Raw genomic sequence first — 21,565 nt, 5'->3', positions numbered from 1 at the left:
CCAGGTGGTTCACGGCGGTCTCGGGCTCTGCCCCGGGGCCGCCGTTTCGTGTGGACGGGCGCCGGCCGTGGTTGACGCGGTGCGGCGGCCGGCCGGCTGTGAACGGATGCGTCAGCCGAGCTTCCACTGGCCGGTCTGCGGGGCGAAGCCGCTGTCGAGGCCGAACTGGGCCTTGTCGAGCTTGGCGTCCTTCGGCACCTCGAAGGTGACGAAGCCGAGGGCGCTCTCGCCGGGCGCGATGTTGGCGGGGACCTGGAAGCCCGGGCCGGCCTTGGTGTCCGCGATCGTGCTGCCGAAGGCCTGGCCCTGGGCGTCCACCACCTTGGCGCTGTTGCCGGGGACGTCGCTGTAGGCCTTCTTGCCGCTCGCCTTGATCCGGAACTGGACCGAGACGAAGCGCTTGCCGTCGGCCGGGTGGGTGAACTCGTCCTCGCCCTCGGCGTTGTCGACCACCTTCACCAGCGTCACGTCGGCGGTGTCGGCCGGGTCGTTGCCCTTGAGCGCGATGGTGTCGCCGAGCTTGGCGGGCGCCTTGCCGGTGTCGGCGGGCTTGTCCCCGGCGGGCTTGGCGGCCTCGGAGCCGGTGGCGGCCGCGGTCTGCTTCGCCTCCGTCGAGACGGAGGCGCCGCCGGCGGAGTTGCACGCCGTCGCGCTCAGGGTGACCAGCGCGGCGCCCAGCAGCAGGACGGCGGTGCGGCGGGTGGCGCCGCGCCGGGCGGTGGCGCGGCGGACGGCGGTGCGGCGGGCGTTCGCGGACATGGGTGTCTCCCGGTGATCGGTGGTCTTCCCTGCGCCGCCCCGTTCGGTGGCGACGGAGAGATCACACCACTCGGCCGTGAACCATGTCAATGCGATTTCACAAAAGAGCTCTGTTCACATGTGAACTGTGATCGAGGGGTGCGTCGCTATGCTGTGCGGTCACAGCCCCCGCCCCCGCCCCGGCTGTGCGGTCGCAGCCCCCCACCGAAGGAGCCCCCGTGCCGGACCGTCCCGAAGTGACCGCCGCCGAGATCGCTCGGCTGGCCGGCGTCGGCCGGGCCGCGGTCAGCAACTGGCGCCGCCGCCACCCCGACTTCCCGCGCCCGGTCGGCGGCACCGACGCCAGCCCGGCCTTCGCGCTCGCCGAGGTCGAGTCCTGGCTGCGCGCCCAGGGCAAGATCGCCGAACTCCCGCTGCTGGAGCGGGTCTGGCAGCTCGTCGACACCCTCCGCGACCCGGCCGGCCACCCCGCCGCCCCGCTGGTCGAGGCCGGCGCCCTGCTCCTGCTGCTGCACCGCGAGCCCGCGCAGTGGGCCGGGCTCGCCGACCGGCCCGACACCCGGCTCGCCCTCGCGCTGCCCCGGGCCGTCACCGGCGCCGCCGTGCACGCCTTCGGCCCCGATGGCGCCCGCACCCTCGGCCTCCCGGGCCTGCTCGGCAGCACCCAGCTGGACCTCGCCCGGCTGCTCGCCGAACTCGCCGCGCAGGCGGGCCCGGTCGGCGCGTACGAGCAGCTGCTCACCCGGTACGCCGAGGCCAACACCCGGCAGCTCAGCCCCACCCCGCCGGAGGCCGCCGAACTGCTCGCCGCCGTCGCCGGCGTCCCCGCCACCGTGCTCGACCCGGCCGTCGGCCTCGGCTCCGTCCTGCTCGCCCACCCGCCGACCACCGGCCGCTACGGCCAGGACGCCGACCCGGTCACCGCCGCCCTCGCCCGGCTCCGGATCGCCCTGCACACCCCCGCCGACGAGCCCGGCCCGCTCCCGCTCGACCTGCGGGCCGACGACGCCCTGCGCGCCGACGGCTTCCCCGGCGACACCTTCGAGGCCGTGCTCTGCCAGCCCCCGTACAACGAGCGCGACTGGGGCCACGACGAGCTGCAGTTCGACACCCGCTGGCCCGGCGGGCTCGTCCCGCCGCGCGGCGAGTCCGAACTCGCCTGGGTGCTGCACTGCCTGGCGCACACCCGCCCCGGCGGCCTCGCCGCCCTGCTGCTCCCGCCGACCGTCGCCGCCCGCCGGGCCGGCCGCCGCATCCGGGCCGAACTGCTCCGCTCCGGCGCGCTGCGGGCCGTCATCGCGCTGCCGGCCGGCGCCGCCCCGCCGTACGGCGTCCCGCTGCACCTGTGGGTGCTGCGCGCACCCCGGCCGGGCGCCGACTTCCGCCAGGTGCTGATGCTCGACGCCGGGGCGGCGCTCGCCGGTCCGGGCGGGGCCGCCGGGGCGCAGGCCGCCGAGGGCGGCCGGGACAAGGTCGACTGGACCGAGCTGCGCCGCACCGTCCTGGAGGCCTGGCGCGGCTTCGACCTCGCCGCGCGCGAGGGCCTGCCGGTCCCCGCCGACCGTCCCGGCGTCCACCGGGCGATGGCCGCCATCGACCTGCTCGACGACGAGACCGACCTCTCCCCGGCCCGGCACGTCCCGCCCGCCGCCCCGCTCGGCGGCGCGGCCGAACTCTCCCACCTCGGCGGCCGGCTGGCCGAGCTGCTGGCCGGCCTGCCCGACCCGGTTGCGCTGCTGCCGCGGCCCGGCGCCGCGTCAGGTGCCGCGTCCGGCGGGGTGGCCGGGGCGGCGCCCGGCGGGGCGTCCGGTACGGCTCCCGTCGGGGTGGTCACCATCGGCGAGCTGGTCCGCGGCGGCGCGCTGGAGGTGCACTCCTCCGGCACCGGCGCCGCCACCCGGCCGGCCGGGGCGGGCTCGGGCGGCACCCCCGTCGTCACCGACCAGGACCTCGCCACCGGCGCCGCGCCCAGCGCCGTCCTGGCCGCAGGCCCCGGCCCGGCCGGGGACGTCCGCACCCGCCCCGGCGACGTCCTGGTCCCCGCCCTCGGCGGCGGCACCGCTCGGGTCGTCCCCGCCGAGGGCCCGCTGGTCGGCGCCGCCCTCGGCCGCCAGCTCCACCTCCTGCGGCCCGACCCGGCCGCCCTCGACCCCGAGTTCCTGGCCGGCCAGTTCCGCTCCACCGCCGGCACCCGGCGCGCCGCCAGCCACGCCACCACCACCGCCCGGCTCGACATCCGCCGGGTCGAACTGCCCCGCCTCCCGCTCCCCGCCCAGCAGCGCCTCGGCGCCGCCTTCGCCCGCCTCGCCGCCTTCGACACCGCCCTCGCCCAGGCCGCCGCCCTCGGCCGCAGCCTCGCCCAGGCCGCCACCGACGCCCTGGCGACCGGCACCCTGGCGCCGCCGGACTGACACCCGCCCCGCGGACCGGGGCCGGGCCGCGGGGGGCCCGATCCGGCAGGACCCGCGCCGCGCGCCCGCAGGTGACCCCGGCTCAGTAGCGGCGCGGTACCGGCGGGATACCGATGCGGCAGCGGGCGGACGGAAGCCCTCCGGAGCGGCCGGGCCGGGCGGTACGGTGTGCGGAACCGGTCGCACCGCCCTCGGTGCCGGTCCTCACCAGCTCAGGAGCGCGCATGTCAGGGCAGTACCCCGGGCAGTTCGGACCGCCGCCCGGCGGGGCGCCGTACGGGCCGGGGCCCGGGCAGGGGTACGCGCCGGGGTACGCGCCGGGGTACGCGCCGGGCCCGGTGCCGGGCCCGCCCGCACCGGGGGGAGCGGCCGGGCCGGGGGGAGTGGCCGGGCCGGCCCCGATCCCCGGACGGTTCGGGGTGGTTGTGCGGGTGCTGTGCGCGCTGGCCCCGCTGGTCACCTTCGGCCTGCTCGGGGTCGTCCCCTCGCTGCTGCTGGCGGTCCGGCGCCGACGGGCGTACGACATCCTCGGCGCGGCGGTGTTCTGCGCGCTGCTGCTCGCCATGATCGTCTCCGCCGGGGTCGCGGGCACCCTGAAGGACCCGACCGCCGACATCACCGGCCAGATCACGCTGGCCGTGCTGTGGCTCCTGCCGACGGCTCACTTCCTGGTGATGGACAGCCGCGCGGTCTGGCTGGCCGGGCCTCCGGCGCCGCAGGCCGTGCCGCACGCCGCTCCGCAGGTCCTCTCGCCGTACGCGGTGCCGAACGTCTCGCCGTACGGGGCCACCGTGCCCGGGCACGGGGCGCCCACGCAGGCCCCCGTGCCCGCTCACGCTCCCGTGCCCGCTCCGGTCGCGCCGACCGCGACCGCCGCCGTCGTCCCCTCGGCGCCCGCCCCCTCGGCCCCCGCCCCCGAAACCGCCCACGACCTGCGCGAGCTGGGCGAGTTGCTGCGCCGCCAGGCCCGCGAGGACCGGCCGTGACCGCCACCCGGCTGATCGCCGGTCGCTACCGGCTCACCGAGAAGATCGGCCACGGCGGCATGGGCCAGGTCTGGGCCGGCCAGGACGAACGACTGCACCGCCCGGTCGCGGTCAAACTGCTCCGCCCCGAGCACCTGCTCCCCGGCGGGACCGGATCCGGAGGCGAACGGGCCCGCCACGGCGACGAGTTGAGCCGCCGCTTCCTGCGCGAGTGCCGGATCACGGCCGCGCTCGACCACCCCGGGCTGGTCACCGTCTTCGACGCGGGCGAGGACGAGGGCGAGCTCTACCTCGTCATGCAGCGCATCCCCGGGGTCAGCCTGGCCGACCTCATCGCCGAGGACGCGCCGTTCCCGATCGAACGCGCGGCGGCCGTCGCCGCCCAGCTGTGCACCGCGCTGGCCGCCGTCCACGCCATCCCGGTGGTCCACCGCGACCTCAAGCCGAGCAACGTCATGGTCCGCGAGGACGGCCGCACCGTCCTGCTCGACCTCGGCATCGCCACCGCCCTCGACACCGAGACCACCCGGCTGACCCTCACCGGCGTGCCCGTCGGCAGCCCCTCCTACATGGCCCCCGAACAGGCCCTCGCCGCCACCACCGACCCGCGCAGCGACCTCTACGCGCTCGGCTGCCTGCTGCACGAGATGCTCGCCGGCGAGGAGCCGTTCCGGGCCCCCACCGCCCTCGGCGTCCTGCGCCGACACGTCGACGAACCACCCGTCCCGCTGCGGGAGTTGCGCCCCGACGTGCCGCAGCCGCTGGAACAGCTGGTGCTCGACCTGCTCGCCAAGCGGCCCGCCGACCGCCCCGCCGACGCCCGGAGCGTGTACGCGCGGCTGCTCCCGCTGCTGCCCCCGGCCGACGGCGCCCCGCAGCCCCGCTACACCCCGCTGCCGGACCCGGCCCGCCCCTTCCGCTACCCGCACCAGCCACAGCCACCGGCCGCCGCGGCCGCCCCGGCGCCCGTGGTCCGCTCCGAGTCACGGCCCTTCCTCATGCCACCCGCCCCCGCGACACCTCCGCCCGTCCCCGCGGAATCCGACCTCGGCGCCGAGTGCGCCCGGCTCTCCGACCTGGTCGACGCCGGCCGCCACACCGAAGTGCTCGGCCTCGCCGCCCGCCTGCTGCCCCGGGCCGAGGCCGAACTCGGCGCCGCCGCACCCCTGGTGCGCACCATCCGCACCATCTACGCCCGCACCCTCCTGCACGAGGGCCACCCCCAGCAGGCCCTCCCCGAGTACCGCCGCCTCGCCGCCACCGCCGACGGCGGCCCGCACGGCCCCCAGGGCCTTGACCACCGCTACCGCGCCGCCATCTGCCTCGACCGGCTCGGCCACGGCGCCGAAGCCCTCACCGAGTACCAGGCCCTCCTCACCGCCCACACCGCCCGCCTCGAATCCGGCCTCGACACCGACCCCGAGCGCGCCTACGACCTCCGCGAACGCATCGGCCTCCACCTCGCCGCCACCGGCGACCCCCAGAACGCCTGGCAGTGGCTGCTCCCCCTCCTCCTCGACCGCGAACGCCGCGACGGCCCCCACCACCCCACCGTCCGCCGCCTCCGCCAGTCCCTCTCCACCCTCACCCCCACCTCCACCCCCTGGCCCCCGACCCCCCACTGACCCCACCACCCCGGCCCCGGACCGTTGCGCCTCCCGGCGCCGCCGGTGGGGATGCTGTGCGGCCCGGTCCCGGTCCCGGGCACCGGCTCCCGGGTGTCGGCTCCGGGCGCCGCTGGTGGGGTCGTTGTGCTGCCCCGGCCCCGACGCCCACTGCTGTCGCCGGGGTTCCGTGCCGGCCCGACCCCCGGGCCCGGCGCGGCCGGTGGGGTTGCGCTGCCGACCTGTGCAGCGGCCTCGATCCTCGCGGGCCGGGCCACTGGAAGCCCTGGCCCCGGCGCATCAGCGGTGGCGCCGTACTGGCCCAGGCGTGCCGTCGTGCCCTCTTCGGAGATTCCCCAGCGGCTCCAGCCCGCCTGAAGCCCCGGACCGTCCCGGGACGCACGGCTTCTCCACCGGCCCTCATCCCGGCCCGCGTGTTGGCTTCCCGCGTTGGACCGGGACGGGCCCGGCCGGCACTCCGGGGCGGGGAGTCGACGGGCTGCGGTGAGCACAGGGGGCTGCGCTTGCGCGGGCGGGTGGGGTCCATGCCCCGGGAAGGGAGTCCGGGGGCGGGGAACGGGCGGGCGGGGTGGGGGTGCGGGGGTAGGTTCGGGGGGTGACGACGAATGCTGTGCCGACGAAGACTCCGGGCGCGAAGCTGATCCTGCTGACCACCACCCACCGGGTGGCTCCCGGCCTGCTGGCGTGGCCGGCGTGGGAGGCGTTGCGGTCGGCGGGGCGGGTGCTGGTGGGGGACGAGCGGCATCCGCAGGTGGCGGCGGTGCGGCAGGCCGGGGTGGCGGTGGAGGTCGTGCCGGCCGGGTCGGCGCCCGCGTTGGCGCGGCTGCTGACCGGGCAGCCGGCCGGGGCCGGGCCGACGGTGTGGCTGGGCAGTCCGGACGGGGATCCGGGGCTGACCGACGCGCTGGCGAGGCTGGCGGTGGAGCACGCCGGCGAGGTGCCGGAGATCGAGGTGCTGCCCGGCTCGTACGACCTGCCGGGGTCGCGGCTGCTGGACCTGGTGACGGTGATGGACCGGCTGCGTTCCCCGGGCGGCTGCCCCTGGGACGCCGAGCAGACGCACGAGAGCCTGGTGAAGTACCTGGTCGAGGAGGCGTACGAGCTGGTCGAGGCGATCGAGGAGGGGGACCGGGAGGCGCTGCGCGAGGAGTTGGGCGACGTCCTGCTGCAGGTGTTCTTCCACTCCCGGATCGCCGAGGAGCACCCGACCGAGCCGTTCACCGTCGACGACGTGGCCGGGGACATTGTCGAGAAGCTGATGTACCGGCACCCGCACGTGTTCGGGGACGTCGAGGCCGGCGGCGCCGCCGAGGTGGAGGCGAACTGGGAGCAGCTGAAGGCGGCCGAGAAGGCGGACCGCGAGTCGGTGCTGGACGGTGTGCCGGCCGGGCTGCCCGCGATGGCGTACGCGGCGAAGCTGGTGTCCCGGGTGCGCCGGGCGGGCTTCACGGGGGTGCCGGACGAGTCGTACGAGCTGCCGGTCGAGCTGACCGCCGACTCGGCGGGCCGGCTGCTGCTCGCGGTGGCGCAGCGGGCGCACGACGCCGGGGTGGACGTGGACGCGGCGCTGCGGTCGGCCGCGCGCGGTTACCGGGACGCGGTGCGCGCGGCCGAAGGCCTCAAGCCGGCCGGAGAGCCCGGCGGAGAGCCCGACGGGGACCCGGCCGGAGAGTCCGACGGGAAGTAGGCGCTCAGGCCGCCGTGGCGGTGTGCTCCGGGCACCGCTGCGGCGGGACGAGTTCGCCGATGGCCTCGCCGACGAGGACGACGAGTTCGGCGAGCCGCTCCAGGTCGAGGTGGTCGGGCAGTTCGGCCAGCGAGATGATCCGCTCGCCGTCCGGGCCGGCCACGGCGAACAGGTCGATCGGTCCGAGGTGCTTCTCGGCGGTGTCGACGAGGGCGGCGACGTCGCTGGGGCGGCGGATGTCGCCGCAGACGCCGACGACGGGGCAGCCCGGCCGGTCGAGTTCGGCGGCGAGGTCCTCGGCGATGCCGACGTACTGGTCGGCGATGAGCATTCCGGAGGCGCCGGCCGCGGCGAACCGGCGGGCGAGTCCCGCGCCCGAACCGCCGTCGAGGACCGCGATGACGACGACTGACCCGCTGACCCGCATGGCCTGCTCCTCCCTGTGGACGACACCGCACCGGCGCCCACGCGTACTGCGGAGGATCGTAGGCACGTCCTGACCCTCCGCAACAGGGATTACCCCGCAGGTGACCAGGCTCACGCCCGCACCGCGGCCAAGAGTCGGCCAAGAGCTGTCCATTGACCGTCCGCGGACAGTCAACGAGCCGTCCATGAACCGTCCATGGGCCGTCCGCGGAGCATCGGCAGGACGGCCGCGGACCGTCGGCGGGAGGAGCGGCGGCCCGCCGGGGCGGGGCGTGCCCGTCGCACCGGATACGGTCGGTCCATGCCAGCTCAGCCCGACTCCGCCCGGCCCGCCGCCACGCCGTCCGACGCCACCGCCCCGCAGCTGTTCACCTGGGAGTTCGCCTCCGACCCGTACCCCGCCTACGCCTGGCTGCGCGAGCACGCCCCGGTGCACCGCACCACGCTGCCGAGCGGGGTGGAGGCCTGGCTGGTGACCCGGTACGCGGACGCCCGGCAGGCGCTCGCGGACAGCCGGCTGTCGAAGAACCCGGCGCACCACAGCGAGCAGGCGCACCGCACCGGCCGGGTGGGCATCCCGGGGGAGCGGCAGGCGGACCTGATGACCCACCTGCTGAACATCGACCCGCCGGACCACACCCGGCTGCGCAGGCTGGTGTCGAAGGCGTTCACCCCGCGCCGGGTGGCCGAGTTCGAGCCGCGGGTGCAGCAGCTCACCGACCGGCTGATCGACGGCTTCGCGCAGCGCGGTTCGGCGGACCTGATCCACGAGTTCGCCTTCCCGCTCCCCATCTACGCGATCTGCGACCTGCTGGGCGTGCCGGCCGAGGACCAGGACGACTTCCGGGACTGGGCCGGGATGATGGTGCGCCACACGAAGCCGGGTCACGGCGGCGGCCAGCGCGGCGGCGTGGGGCGGGCGGTGAAGCGGATGCGGGCGTACCTGCTGGAGCTGATCCACCGCAAGCGCGCGGACCTCGGGGACGACCTGATCTCGGGTCTGATCCGGGCCAGTGACCACGGTGAGCACCTGACCGAGAACGAGGCCGCGGCGATGGCCTTCATCCTCCTGTTCGCGGGTTTCGAGACCACCGTGAACCTGATCGGCAACGGCACGTACGCCCTGCTGCGCAATCCGGAGCAGCGCCGGTTGCTGCAGGAGTCGGTGGCCCGCGGGGAGAGCGCGCTGCTGGAGACCGGGATCGAGGAACTCCTGCGCTACGACGGGCCGGTGGAGATGGCGACCTGGCGGTTCGCGACCCGTCCGCTGGCCATCGGCGGGGTGGACATCCCGGTCGGTGACCCGGTGCTGGTGGTGCTCGCCGCGGCGGACCGCGACCCGGCCCGGTTCGCGGCCGAGAACACCCTGGACCTGGCCCGGACGGACAACCCCCACCTGGGCTTCGGGCACGGCATCCACTACTGCATCGGCGCTCCGCTCGCCCGCTTGGAGGGCCGTGCCGCGCTGACCACGCTGCTTTCCCGGCTGCCCGATCTCCGGCTCGCGGAAAACGCGGACGACCTGCGGTGGCGCGGTGGTCTGATCATGCGTGGGCTGCGCGAACTGCCGGTGGAATTCAGTCCGGAGAGCCGCTCCCCGCACGCCTCTCCGCAGACCCCTTCGCACGCTCCTTCGCAGGCCTCTCCGCAGGCCTCTCCGAACACTCCCGCCACGCCTCCGACGTGCTGAGATCGCACTGACGGGACGTCGTGAACCACCTGCCGACGGGGGTGTGAACACCCATCAATCCGGACATAACACCGCCGTTGGTAGGCGATCGAACACACGCCGTAATTATTGTGTGATATCGACGATATGAGCTTGTGATTGGTCTGATGATCTGTCTACTCTCCCTGGAGTTCGCAGCTGCGGACCTCGTACGCGGAACGCCGAGTCCTGCCCGCCGCGTCACGGGAAACCGACCAGAACCCTGGGCAGGGGCGGGGGAACCAGGTTTGTTGCCGTCTCCCCACGGCTTGGGGTGAAGCCGCCCGAGCGGAATCGTTTCCGCATACGGCGGCCGGGCCACCTCCCGGTCCGAACCCGACAGCTCACCTCGCAGGCGTGCGGAGAGGGACCTCTTCATGCTGTTCGTTGGAACTGGCCGTCACCGTCGTCGCACCCAGGCCGAGAAGGCCATCGCCGTCGCCGGTGTGGCCGGCGTCGGACTCGCGATGCCGCTCCTCACCGCCACCGGCGCCTCCGCCGCCCCCGCCTCCACCTGGGACGCCGTCGCCCAGTGCGAGGCCGGTGGCAACTGGAGCATCAACACCGGCAACGGCTTCTACGGCGGCCTCCAGTTCACCTCCAGCACCTGGAAGGCGTACGGCGGTACCGCCTACGCGCCGCAGGCCAACCAGGCCAGCAAGGCCCAGCAGATCTCGGTCGCCGAGAAGGTGCTGGCCTCGCAGGGCCCGGGCGCCTGGCCGGTCTGCTCCCAGAAGGCCGGTCTGACCAAGGGCGGCGCCCCGGCCGCGGTCGACACCTCCTCGGACGCCAAGCCGCAGTCCGCCCCCAAGCAGCAGACCCCGAAGCCCGCCGCCAAGCCGGCCGAGAAGCCGGTCGCGCAGCAGCCCGCCGCCCAGAAGCAGGCCCAGAAGCCCGCCGCGCAGCCGGTCCAGCAGGCCGCCCCGCAGCAGCAGGCGCAGCCGCAGACCCCGGGCTTCTCCGGCAAGGCCGGCTGGGACGCCGACGCCAAGGTGTACTGGTACCAGAGCAACGGCGCCTGGTACTGGACCAGCCACCAGAGCGTCTACCAGCAGTACGCCGGCCAGGCCGCCGCCCAGCCGCAGTACGCCCCGCAGGCCGCGCAGTCGGCCCCGCAGACCGCCGGCCACGACTACACCGTCCGCGCCGGTGACACCCTGTCGACCATCGCCGCCGCCCAGGGCGTGTCCGGCGGCTGGCACGCGCTGTACGAGCAGAACCACGGCACGGTCGGCGGCGACCCGAACCTGATCATGCCCGGCCAGGTGCTGCACCTCGGCTGAGCCGGCCCGCTCGACGCCGGCCCGCTCGACGCCGGCCCGCCCGCCGCACCCGGCGCCGATGCCGCCCCGGCCCACCGTCCGAAGGGGACCGGTCCTACCGGTCCCCTTCGTCCGCATTCGCCCGCTCCGGTGGGACAAGCTGGGACAAGCAGGTGAACTACCGGTGGGTAGTGGGGCCACACGCTGAGACGGGACCGAGGCGGACGTGGCCCCGGGAGCCCGGGCGGTTAGGCTCTGGTCGTAACGACTCCGCAATCGTCCTGCTGACAGCACCCACCGTCAGACCGGACCCTGCTTCCGCAAGGAGATGCCTCGTGCCGTCCATCGATGTCGTCGTAGCCCGTGAGATCCTCGACTCCCGCGGCAACCCCACGGTCGAGGTCGAGGTCGGCCTCGACGACGGCAGCACGGGTCGTGCCGCTGTCCCGTCGGGTGCTTCCACCGGTGCCTTCGAGGCGCTGGAGCTGCGTGACGGTGACAAGAACCGCTACTTCGGCAAGGGCGTCGAGAAGGCCGTCCTGGCCGTCATCGAGCAGATCGGCCCGGAGCTGGTCGGCTACGACGCCACCGAGCAGCGCCTGATCGACCAGGCCATGCTGGACCTGGACGCCACCCCGGACAAGTCCTCGCTCGGCGCCAACGCCATCCTGGGCGTCTCGCTGGCCGTCGCGCACGCCGCCTCCGAGGCCAGCGACCTGCCGCTGTTCCGCTACCTGGGCGGCCCGAACGCGCACGTCCTGCCGGTCCCGATGATGAACATCCTCAACGGCGGGTCGCACGCGGACTCCAACGTCGACATCCAGGAGTTCATGATCGCCCCGATCGGCGCGGAGTCCTTCTCCGAGGCCGTCCGCTGGGGCGTCGAGGTCTACCACACGCTCAAGGGCGTGCTGAAGGAGCGCGGCCTGTCCACCGGTCTGGGCGACGAGGGCGGTTTCGCCCCGAACCTGGACTCCAACCGCGAGGCCCTGGACCTCATCGTCGAGGCCATCGAGAAGGCCGGCTACGTGCCCGGCCGTGACGTCGCGCTGGCCCTGGACGTCGCCTCCTCCGAGTTCTACGAGGACGGCGCCTACCAGTTCGAGGGCAAGGACCTCACCGCCGCCGAGCTCATCGAGTACTACGCCGAGCTGGTCGCCGCCTACCCGCTGGTCTCCATCGAGGACCCGCTGGACGAGTCCGACTGGGACGGCTGGAAGGCCATGACCGACAAGCTGGGCGACAAGGTGCAGCTGGTCGGCGACGACCTGTTCGTCACCAACCCGGCCCGCCTGGCCCGCGGCATCGAGACCGGCACCGCCAACGCGTTGCTGGTGAAGGTGAACCAGATCGGCTCGCTGACCGAGACCCTGGACGCCGTCGAGCTGGCCCAGCGCAACGGCTACCGCTGCATGATGTCGCACCGCTCCGGCGAGACCGAGGACGTCACCATCGCCGACCTGGCCGTCGCCACCAACTGCGGCCAGATCAAGACCGGTGCCCCGGCCCGCTCCGAGCGCGTCGCCAAGTACAACCAGCTGCTGCGCATCGAGGAGATCCTCGACGACGCCGCCGAGTACGCCGGCCGCGGCGCCTTCCCGCGCTTCCGCGCCGCGGAGTAGCAGGAACGGCCGCTCCGTGGAGCGACCGGTCCCGGCCGCCGCGCGGAGCGATCCGCACGGCGAGCACGAGGGCCGGGCGCTCCCGGTAGCGCACGCCTGACCGGTGCCCCGCCGTTCACCCCGTAGGGTGGACGGCGGGGCACCGTCGCGACCAGGAGGGGATACGGGAGATGGCTGGCTGGAGGATCCCGGGCTTGGCGGCCCGGCCCCGGTTCACGAGCCGGGCGACCGTCCTCGTCCTGGTGCTCTGTTCGCTGGTGGCGATCCTCGCCTACCCGACGCGGCAGTTCATCTCCCAGCGCGCCGAGATCTCCGCCCAGCGGGCGAAGGCCGACCACGCGCGCCAGCAGGTCGAGCAGCTGCGCCGGGAGAAGGCCCGCTGGCAGGACCCGGAGTACGTCAAGGCGCAGGCCCGCGCCCGGCTGCACTACGCGGTGCCGGGGGAGACCCCGTACATCGCGGTGGATCCGGCCGGCCGGGCCTCCGCCCAGCCCTCCTCGTCCGCGGCGGGTGCGGCCTCCTCCGGCAGCGCGGCCTCCGCAAGCGCCGCCGACCGGACGAAGGCCGCCAAGCCCTGGTACGCCGGCATCTGGGATTCGGTGGACGCCGCCGACACCGCGGCGGCGGCCCCCGCCACCCCCCTTCCCCTCCCACCGTCCCCCGTTGGAGACACCTCCCCCCATGACCACTGAGAACCACCCCTCCGTCTCCGACGCCGACGTCGCGGCCATCGCCGCCCAGCTCGGCCGGGTGCCGCGCGGCCTGCGCGGCGTGGCGCACCGCTGCCCCTGCGGCAACCCGGACGTCGTGGAGACGGCCCCCCGGCTGCCGGACGGTACGCCGTTCCCCACGCTCTACTACCTGACCTGCCCCAAGGCCGCCTCGCTGATCGGCACCCTGGAGGCGGAGGGCGTGATGAAGGACCAGAGCGCCCGGCTGGCCGAGGACCCGGAGCTGGCGGCCTCCTACCAGAGGGCGCACGAGGACTACATCGCCCGGCGCGACGCGATCGAGGTGCTGGAGGGCTTCCCGAGCGCCGGCGGCATGCCGGACCGGGTGAAGTGCCTGCACGTGCTGGTCGGCCACTCGCTGGCGGCCGGCGAGGGCGTCAACCCGCTCGGCGACGAGGCGATCGGCATGCTGGAGGACTGGTGGGCCAAGGGCCCGTGCGTCTCCCCGGCGGAGGTCGAGGCCGCCGGTGAGCGGGTCGCCCGCAACCGCGCCAAGGAGCAGGACCACGAGGCCGTGATCGCCGCCAAGGAGCAGAAGACCGCCGAGCGCGCCGCGAAGAAGCGCGCCGAGGAGGAAGCCGCGGCGGAGCGGGAGTCCGAGTGAGCACGACCCGCGTGGCCGCGATCGACTGCGGCACCAACTCGATCCGCCTGCTGGTCGCCGACCTCGACCCGGAGACGGGGGAGATCACCGACCTCGACCGCCGGATGATCGTCAACCGGCTGGGCCAGGGCGTGGACCGCACCGGTCGGCTGCACCCCGACGCGCTGGCCCGCACCTTCGCGGCCTGCCGGGAGTACCAGGAGATCATCGCCGGCTTCGGCGTCGGCCCGGAGCGGGTCCGCTTCGTCGCCACCAGTGCCTCCCGGGACGCCGAGAACAGCGACGAGTACGTCAAGGGCGTGCGCGACATCCTGGGCGTCGAGCCCGAGGTGGTGAGCGGCGAGGAGGAGGCGCACCTGTCCTTCGTGGGCGCCACCAAGGAACTGACGGGCGGTCAGTTCCCCGGTCCGTACCTGGTGTTCGACCTCGGCGGCGGCTCCACCGAGTTCGTGCTCGGCTCGGAGGACGTCCAGGCGGCGCGCTCGGTGAACATCGGTTGCGTGCGGCTCACCGAGCGGTACTTCGGCGACGCCGAGCTGCCCTCGGAGGAGCAGGTCGAGGCCGCCCGGGCGCACGTGCGGGCGGAGCTGGACCGGGCCGAGGAGGTCGTCCCGCTGACCGGCGCGGCCACCCTGGTGGGTCTGGCCGGGACGGTCACCACGGTGTCCGCGATCGCCCAGGGCCTGCCCGGCTACGACTCGGCGGCGATCCACCACTCGCGGATCGGCCGGGACCGGGTCGCCGGGATCGCCCGGGAGCTGCTGGCCGCCACCCACGCCGAGCGCGCGGCCATCCCGTCGATGCACCCGGGCCGGGTGGACGTGATCGCGGCCGGGGCGCTGGAGCTGCTGGAGATCATGGAGCGCACCGGCGCCGCCGAGGTGGTCGTGAGCGAGCACGACATCCTCGACGGAATCGCCTGGGGTATTGCCTCCTGACCCCGTGCGGGGCTTACCCGGACCGGCCCCGGCACCCCTTTCGGGGGGCCGGGGCCGGGGCGCGCCCGAGCGCGGGTGGAAAAGTTCGTGAATTTCTTCACATGGCGATCCGGCCATTCGCCGCACCCACCCGCCCGCTACGTCCGAAATGTGGGACCGAAGGCCTGCTGACCGGGTAGCCCATGGGATCGCAGGTCAGGGCTCGCTTGAGGTTTGAAATTCGAAATCATGCGCGGGAACCCGGGCGCTGTGCGGATCGTTGCTGCTCAGGCCGGTCGTGCTCCGGCGCGCGCTCGCGCGGGGCCGTCCAGGGGTGGGGGTCGCCGTGCCGGGCCCGGTTTTGCGGCCGCGCAGTGTAGCACGGGGGGTCCTTCATCTTGTGACCGGGCTCACGAAGGCTGCTCCGGACGGTGCTGGATACTTTCGGATATGAGCACCACGGAGCGTCCTCGCATCCTCATTGTCGGCGGTGGTTACGTCGGCCTGTATGCCGCGATGCGCATCCTCAAGAAGATGCGTTACGGCGAAGCGACCGTCACGGTCGTGGACCCGCGGTCGTACATGACGTACCTGCCCTTCCTCCCCGAGGCGGCCGGCGGCAACGTCGCGCCCCGCAACCTCGTCGCGCCGCTGCGCAGCGCCCTCAAGCAGGCGGAGGTGCTGACCGGGTCCGTCACCGGCATCGACCACGCCCGCAAGGTCGCCACCATCCAGCCCGCGGCCGGCGACAGCTACGAGCTGCCCTTCGAGTACCTGGTCGTCGCGACCGGCTCGGTCTCCCGCACCTTCCCGATCCCGGGTCTGGCGGAGAACGGCATCGGCATGAAGACGGTCGAGGAGGCCATCGGCCTCCGCAACCACGTCATGGCCCAGCTCGACAAGGCCGAGTCCACCACGGACGAGGAGATCCGCCGCAAGGCGCTGACCTTCGTGGTGATCGGTGGCGGCTTCGCCGGCATCGAGACCGTCGCCGAGGTCGAGGACATGGCCCGCGACGCGGCCAAGCTGTACAAGACCGTCAGCCGCGAGGACATGCGCTTCGTGGTGGTCGAGGCGGCCAACCGCATCCTCCCCGAGATGGGCCCGGACCTCGGTCTGTGGACCAAGGAGAAGCTCGAGGAGCGCAACATCGAGGTCTACATCGAGACCTCCATGGACTCCTGCGTCGACGGCCACGTCATGCTGAAGAACGGCATGGAGATGGACGCCTCCACCATCGTGTGGACGGCCGGCGTGAAGCCGAACCCGGTGCTGTCCGAGTTCGGCCTGCCGCTGGGCCCGCGCGGCCACGTCGACACCGCGCCGACCCTCCAGGTCCAGGGCTTCGACTACGTCTGGGCCGCCGGCGACAACGCCCAGGTGCCGGACCTCGCCGCCGGCGAGGGCGCCTGGTGCCCGCCGAACGCGCAGCACGCCTGCCGCCAGGCCGTCGTCCTCGGCGACAACGTGATCTCCGGCATGCGCGGCTTCCCGCAGAAGGAGTACAAGCACAAGAACCTCGGTGCGGTCGCCGGCCTCGGCCTGCACAAGGGCGTGGCGATCCTCTTCGGCAAGTACAAGCTGAAGGGCCGTCCGGCCTGGTGGTTCCACCGCCTGTACCACGGCGCGATGGTGCCGACCTTCAACCGCAAGGTCCGCGTCTTCACCGACTGGACGCTCGCGATGTTCCTCAAGCGCGAGATGGTCGGCCTCGCCCAGATGGAGCGGCCGCAGCTTCCGATCCAGGAGGTCACTCCGCCCACCAAGCCCGTCGAGGCCGCCAAGCCGGCCGCCGACAAGGCACTCGCCAGCAAGTAAGCGACTGAGACCCCGGTGTGGGAGCACCGGGGTATGAGTCGGAGGCCCTCCGCCCGGCAGCGTTGCCGGACCACGACCTCCGTGGTGCTCAGCCGGCCGTGCGACCGGGCGGAGTACAGAAGTAGAAGGTCCCCTGCCGAAACCCTCCGGCAGGGGACCTCTCTCGTCGCGGGACCGGTCAGTCGGTCTTGATGCTCGACAGGATGTCCAGCTTGGACGCCCGGCGGGCCGGCCAGATCGCGGCCACCAGGCCGACCACCCCGGCCAGCGCCAGGAACATCGCCAGCTGGCCGTACGGCAGGACCGTGGTCAGGCCGGAGAGGCTGGACTTCAGGGTGCCGTTGATCGCCCAGGCGATGAAGCAGCCGAGCAGCAGGCCGATGCCGGCGCCGAACAGCGAGATCACCACGGACTCCAGACGGACCATCCGCTTGATGCCGCTGCGGTCCAGGCCGATCGCCCGCAGCATCCCGATCTCGCGCTTGCGCTCGAAGACCGACATCGCCAGCGTGTTGACCACGCCCAGGATCGCGATCAGGACCGCCATCCCCAGCAGGCCGTACATCAGGTTCAGCGCGAAGGTGATGGTCTGGCTGAACTCGTCCCGGACGTCCTGCTTGGACTTCACGTCGATCACCGGGTTGGCGCCGGTGGCGTCCTTGAGCGCCTGCTTGAGGCCGTCGGTGGCGCCGTCCTTGCCCTTGACCAGAACGTCGGAGACGTACGGCTTCGGCTCGTGCTTGGCGATCTCGCTGTTGGCCAGCATGACCGGGCCGAGCATGCCGCCGGCCTTGTACACGCCGCCGACGGTGAGCTGCCCGGTGGACTCGTCCGGGTAGGCCACGGTCAGCACCGAGCCGGTGGTGACGTTCAGCTTCTTGGCGGCGTCCTCGTCGAGCAGCAGCTGACCCTTGCCGAAGCCGGCGGTGGAGCCGCTGGTCAGCTCGACGTCGGCGAGCTGGTCGAGGACGGCCGCGTCCAGGCCGTTGACCGTCCTGCTGGTGCCGTTGAGCTCCCAGTACGAGGTCGTCATCGCCGAGGAGGCGGCCACCCCGGGGGCCTTGGCGATCTGGGCGGGCACCTGCTCGGACAGGCTCATGCCGTTGGCGGCACCGACGATGAAGTCGGCCTTCATCGAGCTGGTGACGGCCCGGTCGATGGTGTCGTTGACCGAGGCGCCGATCACGGTGAGCCCGGTGACCAGGGTCAGACCGATGGTCAGCGCGGCGGCGGTGGCCGCGGTGCGGCGCGGGTTGCGCACCGCGTTCTGCTGGGCGAGCTTGCCCGGGGTGCCGCCGAGACCGCGCAGCAGCGGGCCGACCAGCGCGACCACCGGACGGGAGAGCAGCGGCAGCAGGACGAACACGCCGATCAGGGCCAGGAAGGCGCCCAGGCCGACCGGCAGCCGGCCGCTGTCGTTGCCGGTGGAGGCGCCGTAGCCGATCAGGGCGAGGCCGCCGCCGGCGAGCACCGAGCCGATCGTGTTGCGGACCACCAGGCTCTTCTGGGAGACCGGCTGGTCGCCGCTGCTCATCGCGGCCACCGGGGCGATCCGGGAGGCGCGCATGGCGGGCAGCAGGGCCGACATGACCGTCACCAGGACGCCGACCACGACCGTCACCGCGACGGTGAGCGGCTTGATCACCAGCGAGCCGTTCGGCATGTTCTCGTTCATCGCGCCGATCAGCGACTGCATCCCGGCGCCGATCCCGATGCCGGCGACCAGGCCGGCCACCGCCGAGACGGTGCCGATCAGCAGGGCCTCGATCAGCACGGACCGGGTGACCTGCTTGCGGCTGGCGCCGATGGCGCGCATCAGGGCCAGTTCCTTGGTGCGCTGGGCGACCAGCATGGTGAAGGTGTTGGCGATGATGAAGATGCCGACGAAGAGCGAGATGAAGGCGAAGACCAGGAGCATCGTGCGCATGCTGCTGGTGCTCCTGGTGATCATGTCCTGCTCGTCGGCCTTGAGCTTGGCGCCGGTCTCGACGTCGAACTGGTGGCCGGAGGGCACCACGGGCTGGGCCTGGGCGAGCAGCGCGTCCTGGCTGGTGCCGGGCTTGGCGGTGAGCACGATGCCGCTGTAGCGGCCCGGCTCCAGCAGGGTCTGCTGGGCGGTGGCCCGGTCGAACAGGGTGAGCGAGCCGCCGGTGTTGACCACCGGGTCGTCGGTGGTGAAGACGCCGGTGAGCCTGGCCTCGACGACCGGGCCGTTGGCGGCGACGCGGACGGTGTCGCCGACCTTGTAGCCGCCCTTGTCGGCGGTCTTGCGGTCGAGTGCGATCTCCTTGGCGGCCTTCGGGCCCTGGCCCTCGACCATCGGGTAGCGCGGGTCCTTGCCGTCCTGGCCCGGCGCGAAGTTGGCGCCCTTGGCGGCCCAGACCTGGCCGATCAGGTTGCCCTTCTTGTCGGCGACGCCGGTGAAGCCGCTGACGACGCCTCGGGCGCCGGCGGTGCCCGGCAGGGCGGACAGCTGCTGGACGGTGGCGTCGGTGAGGGCGGCCGAGCCGCCCTCGCTCTTCTGCCGGGCGGAGGCGGCGGAGCCGGCCGCGCGGTCCACCACCTGGACCGAGACGTCCGAGTAGCTCTTGGAGTTGCTGTCCCGCATGGCCTTGCCGAAGGTGTCGGAGAAGACCATCGTTCCGGCCACGAAGGCGGTGCCGAGCATGACGGCCAGTGCCGTCATCAGCAGTCGGCCCTTGTGGGCCAGCACATTGCGCAGTGCGGTGCGATACATGGGGTGTCCTGGGAAGGGTGGTGAGCGGCTTCGGCCGCCGGGCCGGATCGGTCGGGTGTCAGCTGGTGCGGCCCTTGGCGTCGAAGCGGCGCATGCGGTCCAGGACGGTGTCGGCGGTGGGGTGGTGGAGTTCGTCGACGATGCGGCCGTCGGCGAGGAAGACGACGCGGTCGGCGTAGGAGGCGGCGACCGGGTCGTGGGTGACCATGACGACGGTCTGGCCGAGTTCGCGCACCGAGTTGCGCAGGAAGGAGAGGATCTCGGCGCCGGAGCGGGAGTCGAGGTTTCCGGTGGGCTCGTCGGCGAAGATGATGTCGGGCTTGCCGGCCAGGGCGCGGGCGCAGGCGACGCGCTGCTGCTGGCCGCCGGAGAGCTGGGAGGGGCGGTGGCTGAGGCGGCCGGAGAGGCCGACGGTGTCGACGACGCGGTCGAGCCAGGCCTTGTCGACCTTGCGGCCGGCGATGTCCATCGGGAGGGTGATGTTCTCCAGGGCGGTCAGGGTGGGGAGCAGGTTGAAGGCCTGGAAGATGAAGCCGATGTGGTCGCGGCGCAGCTGGGTGAGCTGCTTGTCCTTGAGGCCGACGAGCTCGGTGTCGCCGATGGTGGAGGAGCCGGAGGAGACGGTGTCCAGGCCGGCCATGCAGTGCATGAGGGTGGACTTGCCGGAGCCGGACGGGCCCATGATGGCGGTGAACTCGCCCTGGGGGAAGGTCACGGTGACGTTGTCGAGGGCGACGACGCGGGTCTCCCCCTCCCCGTAGACCTTGTTCAGGCCGGTGGCTCGGGCGGCCGCCAGGCCGGTGCGGACGGCGGTTGCGGTCGGCGTGGTCACGGGGGGCTCCTTGTGCTCGTGGACTTGTACCTCCATGCTCCGCGACGTGATCATGGTCTTGCGTCGCTCCGCCGGACGGTTGGCCCTACCGCCGCTGGGCGTACGGGAGGGCTGGACCCTCCTCCTGCGGTATGACGTGAACCCTGAGGCGGCGGGATGGCCGGAACGGATATCCTTCGTGGCCGAATCCCGGACAGTTCGTCAGATGGCAAGGAAACATGACAACTTCCGGGGCAGGGAACATGCGAAAGAGTGAGTCGGGCGACTAGGCTCAGGGTGGTTTCGCAAGAGCCCGGATGGTGGAACGCAGACACGGGCAGCTTAAAACTGCTTGGCCGCGAGGCCGTGCCGGTTCGAGTCCGGCTCCGGGCACTGACAACCGCGGGGGCGCCGACGGCGTCCCCGCCGGTCGTTGTTCACCGGATCCTCCTCGCGGCGTATCCCGGAATTTTTGCCAAGCCATTACCCTTGTACACGGGCGGTGCAGTGCCGCCACGGAGGGAATGAGCAATGAGAAGCAGCAACCCGGTCTTCTCGCGGGAGGGGTCCTTCACCCGCGACTCCGGCTACGCGGGGTTCGGTACCACCGCGCAGGCCGGGAGCCCGTACGGCCAGAACGCGCAGGGTCAGAACCCCTACGCGGGTACGCCCTACGCCCAGCAGCCGCAGGGCCAGGCCCCCATGACCGACGAGCAGCTCTACGAGCTGTACAACGGGCCGTCGGCCGGCCCGGCGGCCACCGGGCGGATGACGCTGGACGACGTGGTCGCCCGCACCGCCATGACGCTGCTGACGCTGGTCGTCGCCGGCGCGGTGGCCTGGTTCGCGCTGCCGTTCGAGAACTTCGGCTTCGCGATCGCCGCCAGCCTGGTGGCCATGGTCGTCGGCCTGGTGGTCTCCTTCAAGCGCAGCGTCAGCCCGCCGCTGATCCTCACCTACGCGGCCCTCCAGGGCTTCGCGATGGGCGCCGTCTCGCACGCCTTCAACACCTGGCTGAACGGCATCGTGATCCAGGCGGTCCTGGGTACGGCGGCGGTCTTCGCGGCGATGCTGTTCGCCTACAAGAGCGGAAAGATCCGGGTCACCGCCCGCTACCAGCGGATCGGCATCGCGATCGCGCTGGGCTTCGTGCTGCTGATGATGGTCAACATGGTCGCGATGGCCTTCGGCGCCGACATGGGCCTGCGCTCCGGCCCGCTGGGCATCGTGGTCGGCCTGATCGGCATCGGCCTGGGCGCCTTCTTCCTGTCGCTGGACTTCGCGTCGATCGAGGAGGCCATCGCCCAGGGCGCCCCGCAGCGGGAGTCCTGGCGGGCCGCCTTCGGGCTGACCCTGTCGCTGGTCTGGATCTACATGGAGATGCTGCGGCTGATCGCGATCCTGCGCGGCGACGACTGACGGCCCCTTCCTTCGTGAACCACTGCCGCCGGGCCCCGGAGC

Annotated in this window: 16 protein-coding genes, 1 tRNA gene and 1 riboswitch; of the genes, 13 read left to right on the top strand and 4 right to left on the bottom strand. The window is 73.3% G+C overall.

Annotated elements, in window-relative coordinates; genetic code table 11:
• Nucleotides 1–111 precede the first annotated feature (111 nt).
• Entirely contained in the window at nt 112–759 is a 648-nt protein-coding gene (locus ACFVUY_RS31455; RefSeq protein WP_387735647.1) for a DUF4352 domain-containing protein, read from the bottom strand.
• Between the two features lie 218 nt (nt 760–977).
• Here ACFVUY_RS31455 and ACFVUY_RS31450 point away from each other — a divergent pair, with 218 nt between their 5' ends.
• From ACFVUY_RS31450 to ACFVUY_RS31435, 4 genes are all read left to right on the top strand, one after another.
• Nucleotides 978–3,170 carry an N-6 DNA methylase gene (locus tag ACFVUY_RS31450; protein ID WP_387735644.1) on the top strand — a complete coding sequence of 731 codons (2,193 nt, stop codon included), beginning with the start codon at nt 978–980 and terminating at the stop codon, nt 3,168–3,170.
• Between the two features lie 224 nt (nt 3,171–3,394).
• A complete protein-coding gene (locus ACFVUY_RS31445) occupies nt 3,395–4,156 on the top strand; it encodes a hypothetical protein (RefSeq protein ID WP_387735641.1) in 762 nt (253 codons plus the stop codon).
• Entirely contained in the window at nt 4,153–5,781 is a 1,629-nt protein-coding gene (locus ACFVUY_RS31440; RefSeq protein ID WP_387692570.1) for a protein kinase, read from the top strand. Before ACFVUY_RS31445 ends, ACFVUY_RS31440 begins: the two co-directional genes overlap by 4 nt.
• A 595-nt stretch (nt 5,782–6,376) precedes the next feature.
• A complete protein-coding gene (locus ACFVUY_RS31435) occupies nt 6,377–7,468 on the top strand; it encodes a MazG family protein (RefSeq protein ID WP_387735639.1) in 1,092 nt (363 codons plus the stop codon).
• A 4-nt stretch (nt 7,469–7,472) separates the two neighbouring features.
• Here the strand turns inward: ACFVUY_RS31435 and ACFVUY_RS31430 are convergent, their stop codons facing one another.
• A complete protein-coding gene (locus tag ACFVUY_RS31430; RefSeq protein ID WP_387692567.1) occupies nt 7,473–7,895 on the bottom strand; it encodes an SDR family NAD(P)-dependent oxidoreductase in 423 nt (140 codons plus the stop codon).
• Between the two features lie 300 nt (nt 7,896–8,195).
• Between ACFVUY_RS31430 and ACFVUY_RS31425 the strand changes: the two genes are divergently transcribed.
• From ACFVUY_RS31425 to ACFVUY_RS31395, 7 genes are all read left to right on the top strand, one after another.
• Nucleotides 8,196–9,584, top strand: a complete 1,389-nt coding sequence (locus tag ACFVUY_RS31425) for a cytochrome P450 (RefSeq protein ID WP_387735636.1) — start codon at nt 8,196–8,198, stop codon at nt 9,582–9,584.
• Between the two features lie 221 nt (nt 9,585–9,805).
• A riboswitch (cyclic di-AMP (ydaO/yuaA leader) is annotated at nt 9,806–9,974 on the top strand.
• Nucleotides 9,975–9,979: 5 nt separating this feature from the next.
• Nucleotides 9,980–10,885: a transglycosylase family protein gene (locus tag ACFVUY_RS31420; protein WP_387735634.1), complete on the top strand. Its 906-nt coding sequence runs from the start codon at nt 9,980–9,982 to the stop codon at nt 10,883–10,885.
• A 314-nt stretch (nt 10,886–11,199) separates the two neighbouring features.
• Nucleotides 11,200–12,486, top strand: coding sequence for a phosphopyruvate hydratase (gene eno / locus ACFVUY_RS31415; protein WP_380634519.1), 1,287 nt, complete (start codon nt 11,200–11,202; stop codon nt 12,484–12,486).
• Between the two features lie 170 nt (nt 12,487–12,656).
• Nucleotides 12,657–13,178 carry a septum formation initiator family protein gene (locus ACFVUY_RS31410; RefSeq protein WP_387735632.1) on the top strand — a complete coding sequence of 174 codons (522 nt, stop codon included), beginning with the start codon at nt 12,657–12,659 and terminating at the stop codon, nt 13,176–13,178.
• Nucleotides 13,150–13,821, top strand: a complete 672-nt coding sequence (locus ACFVUY_RS31405) for a DUF501 domain-containing protein (RefSeq protein ID WP_387692559.1) — start codon at nt 13,150–13,152, stop codon at nt 13,819–13,821. Before ACFVUY_RS31410 ends, ACFVUY_RS31405 begins: the two co-directional genes overlap by 29 nt.
• On the top strand, nt 13,818–14,759 hold the full coding sequence (locus ACFVUY_RS31400) for an exopolyphosphatase (protein ID WP_380539399.1): 942 nt from the start codon (nt 13,818–13,820) through the stop codon (nt 14,757–14,759). The genes ACFVUY_RS31405 and ACFVUY_RS31400 overlap by 4 nt, the downstream gene beginning before the upstream one ends.
• Nucleotides 14,760–15,188: 429 nt before the next feature.
• Nucleotides 15,189–16,556, top strand: a complete 1,368-nt coding sequence (locus ACFVUY_RS31395) for an NAD(P)/FAD-dependent oxidoreductase (RefSeq protein ID WP_359909991.1) — start codon at nt 15,189–15,191, stop codon at nt 16,554–16,556.
• Between the two features lie 178 nt (nt 16,557–16,734).
• Here ACFVUY_RS31395 and ACFVUY_RS31390 read toward each other — a convergent pair whose 3' ends face one another.
• Nucleotides 16,735–19,293, bottom strand: coding sequence for an ABC transporter permease (locus ACFVUY_RS31390; protein WP_387735630.1), 2,559 nt, complete (start codon nt 19,291–19,293; stop codon nt 16,735–16,737).
• A 58-nt stretch (nt 19,294–19,351) separates the two neighbouring features.
• On the bottom strand, nt 19,352–20,161 hold the full coding sequence (locus ACFVUY_RS31385; protein ID WP_380634525.1) for an ABC transporter ATP-binding protein: 810 nt from the start codon (nt 20,159–20,161) through the stop codon (nt 19,352–19,354).
• Between the two features lie 254 nt (nt 20,162–20,415).
• Between ACFVUY_RS31385 and ACFVUY_RS31380 the strand changes: the two genes are divergently transcribed.
• A tRNA-Leu gene (locus ACFVUY_RS31380) sits at nt 20,416–20,497 on the top strand.
• Nucleotides 20,498–20,635: 138 nt separating this feature from the next.
• A complete protein-coding gene (locus ACFVUY_RS31375; RefSeq protein ID WP_387695525.1) occupies nt 20,636–21,523 on the top strand; it encodes a Bax inhibitor-1/YccA family protein in 888 nt (295 codons plus the stop codon).
• Nucleotides 21,524–21,565: the final 42 nt, after the last annotated feature.

This window comes from Kitasatospora sp. NPDC058063 (assembly GCF_042885395.1).
Lineage (GTDB): Bacteria > Actinomycetota > Actinomycetes > Streptomycetales > Streptomycetaceae > Kitasatospora > Kitasatospora lactacystinica.
Note: the sequence above shows the minus strand (reverse complement) of the source record. Positions and strands in the feature narration are given on the sequence as shown.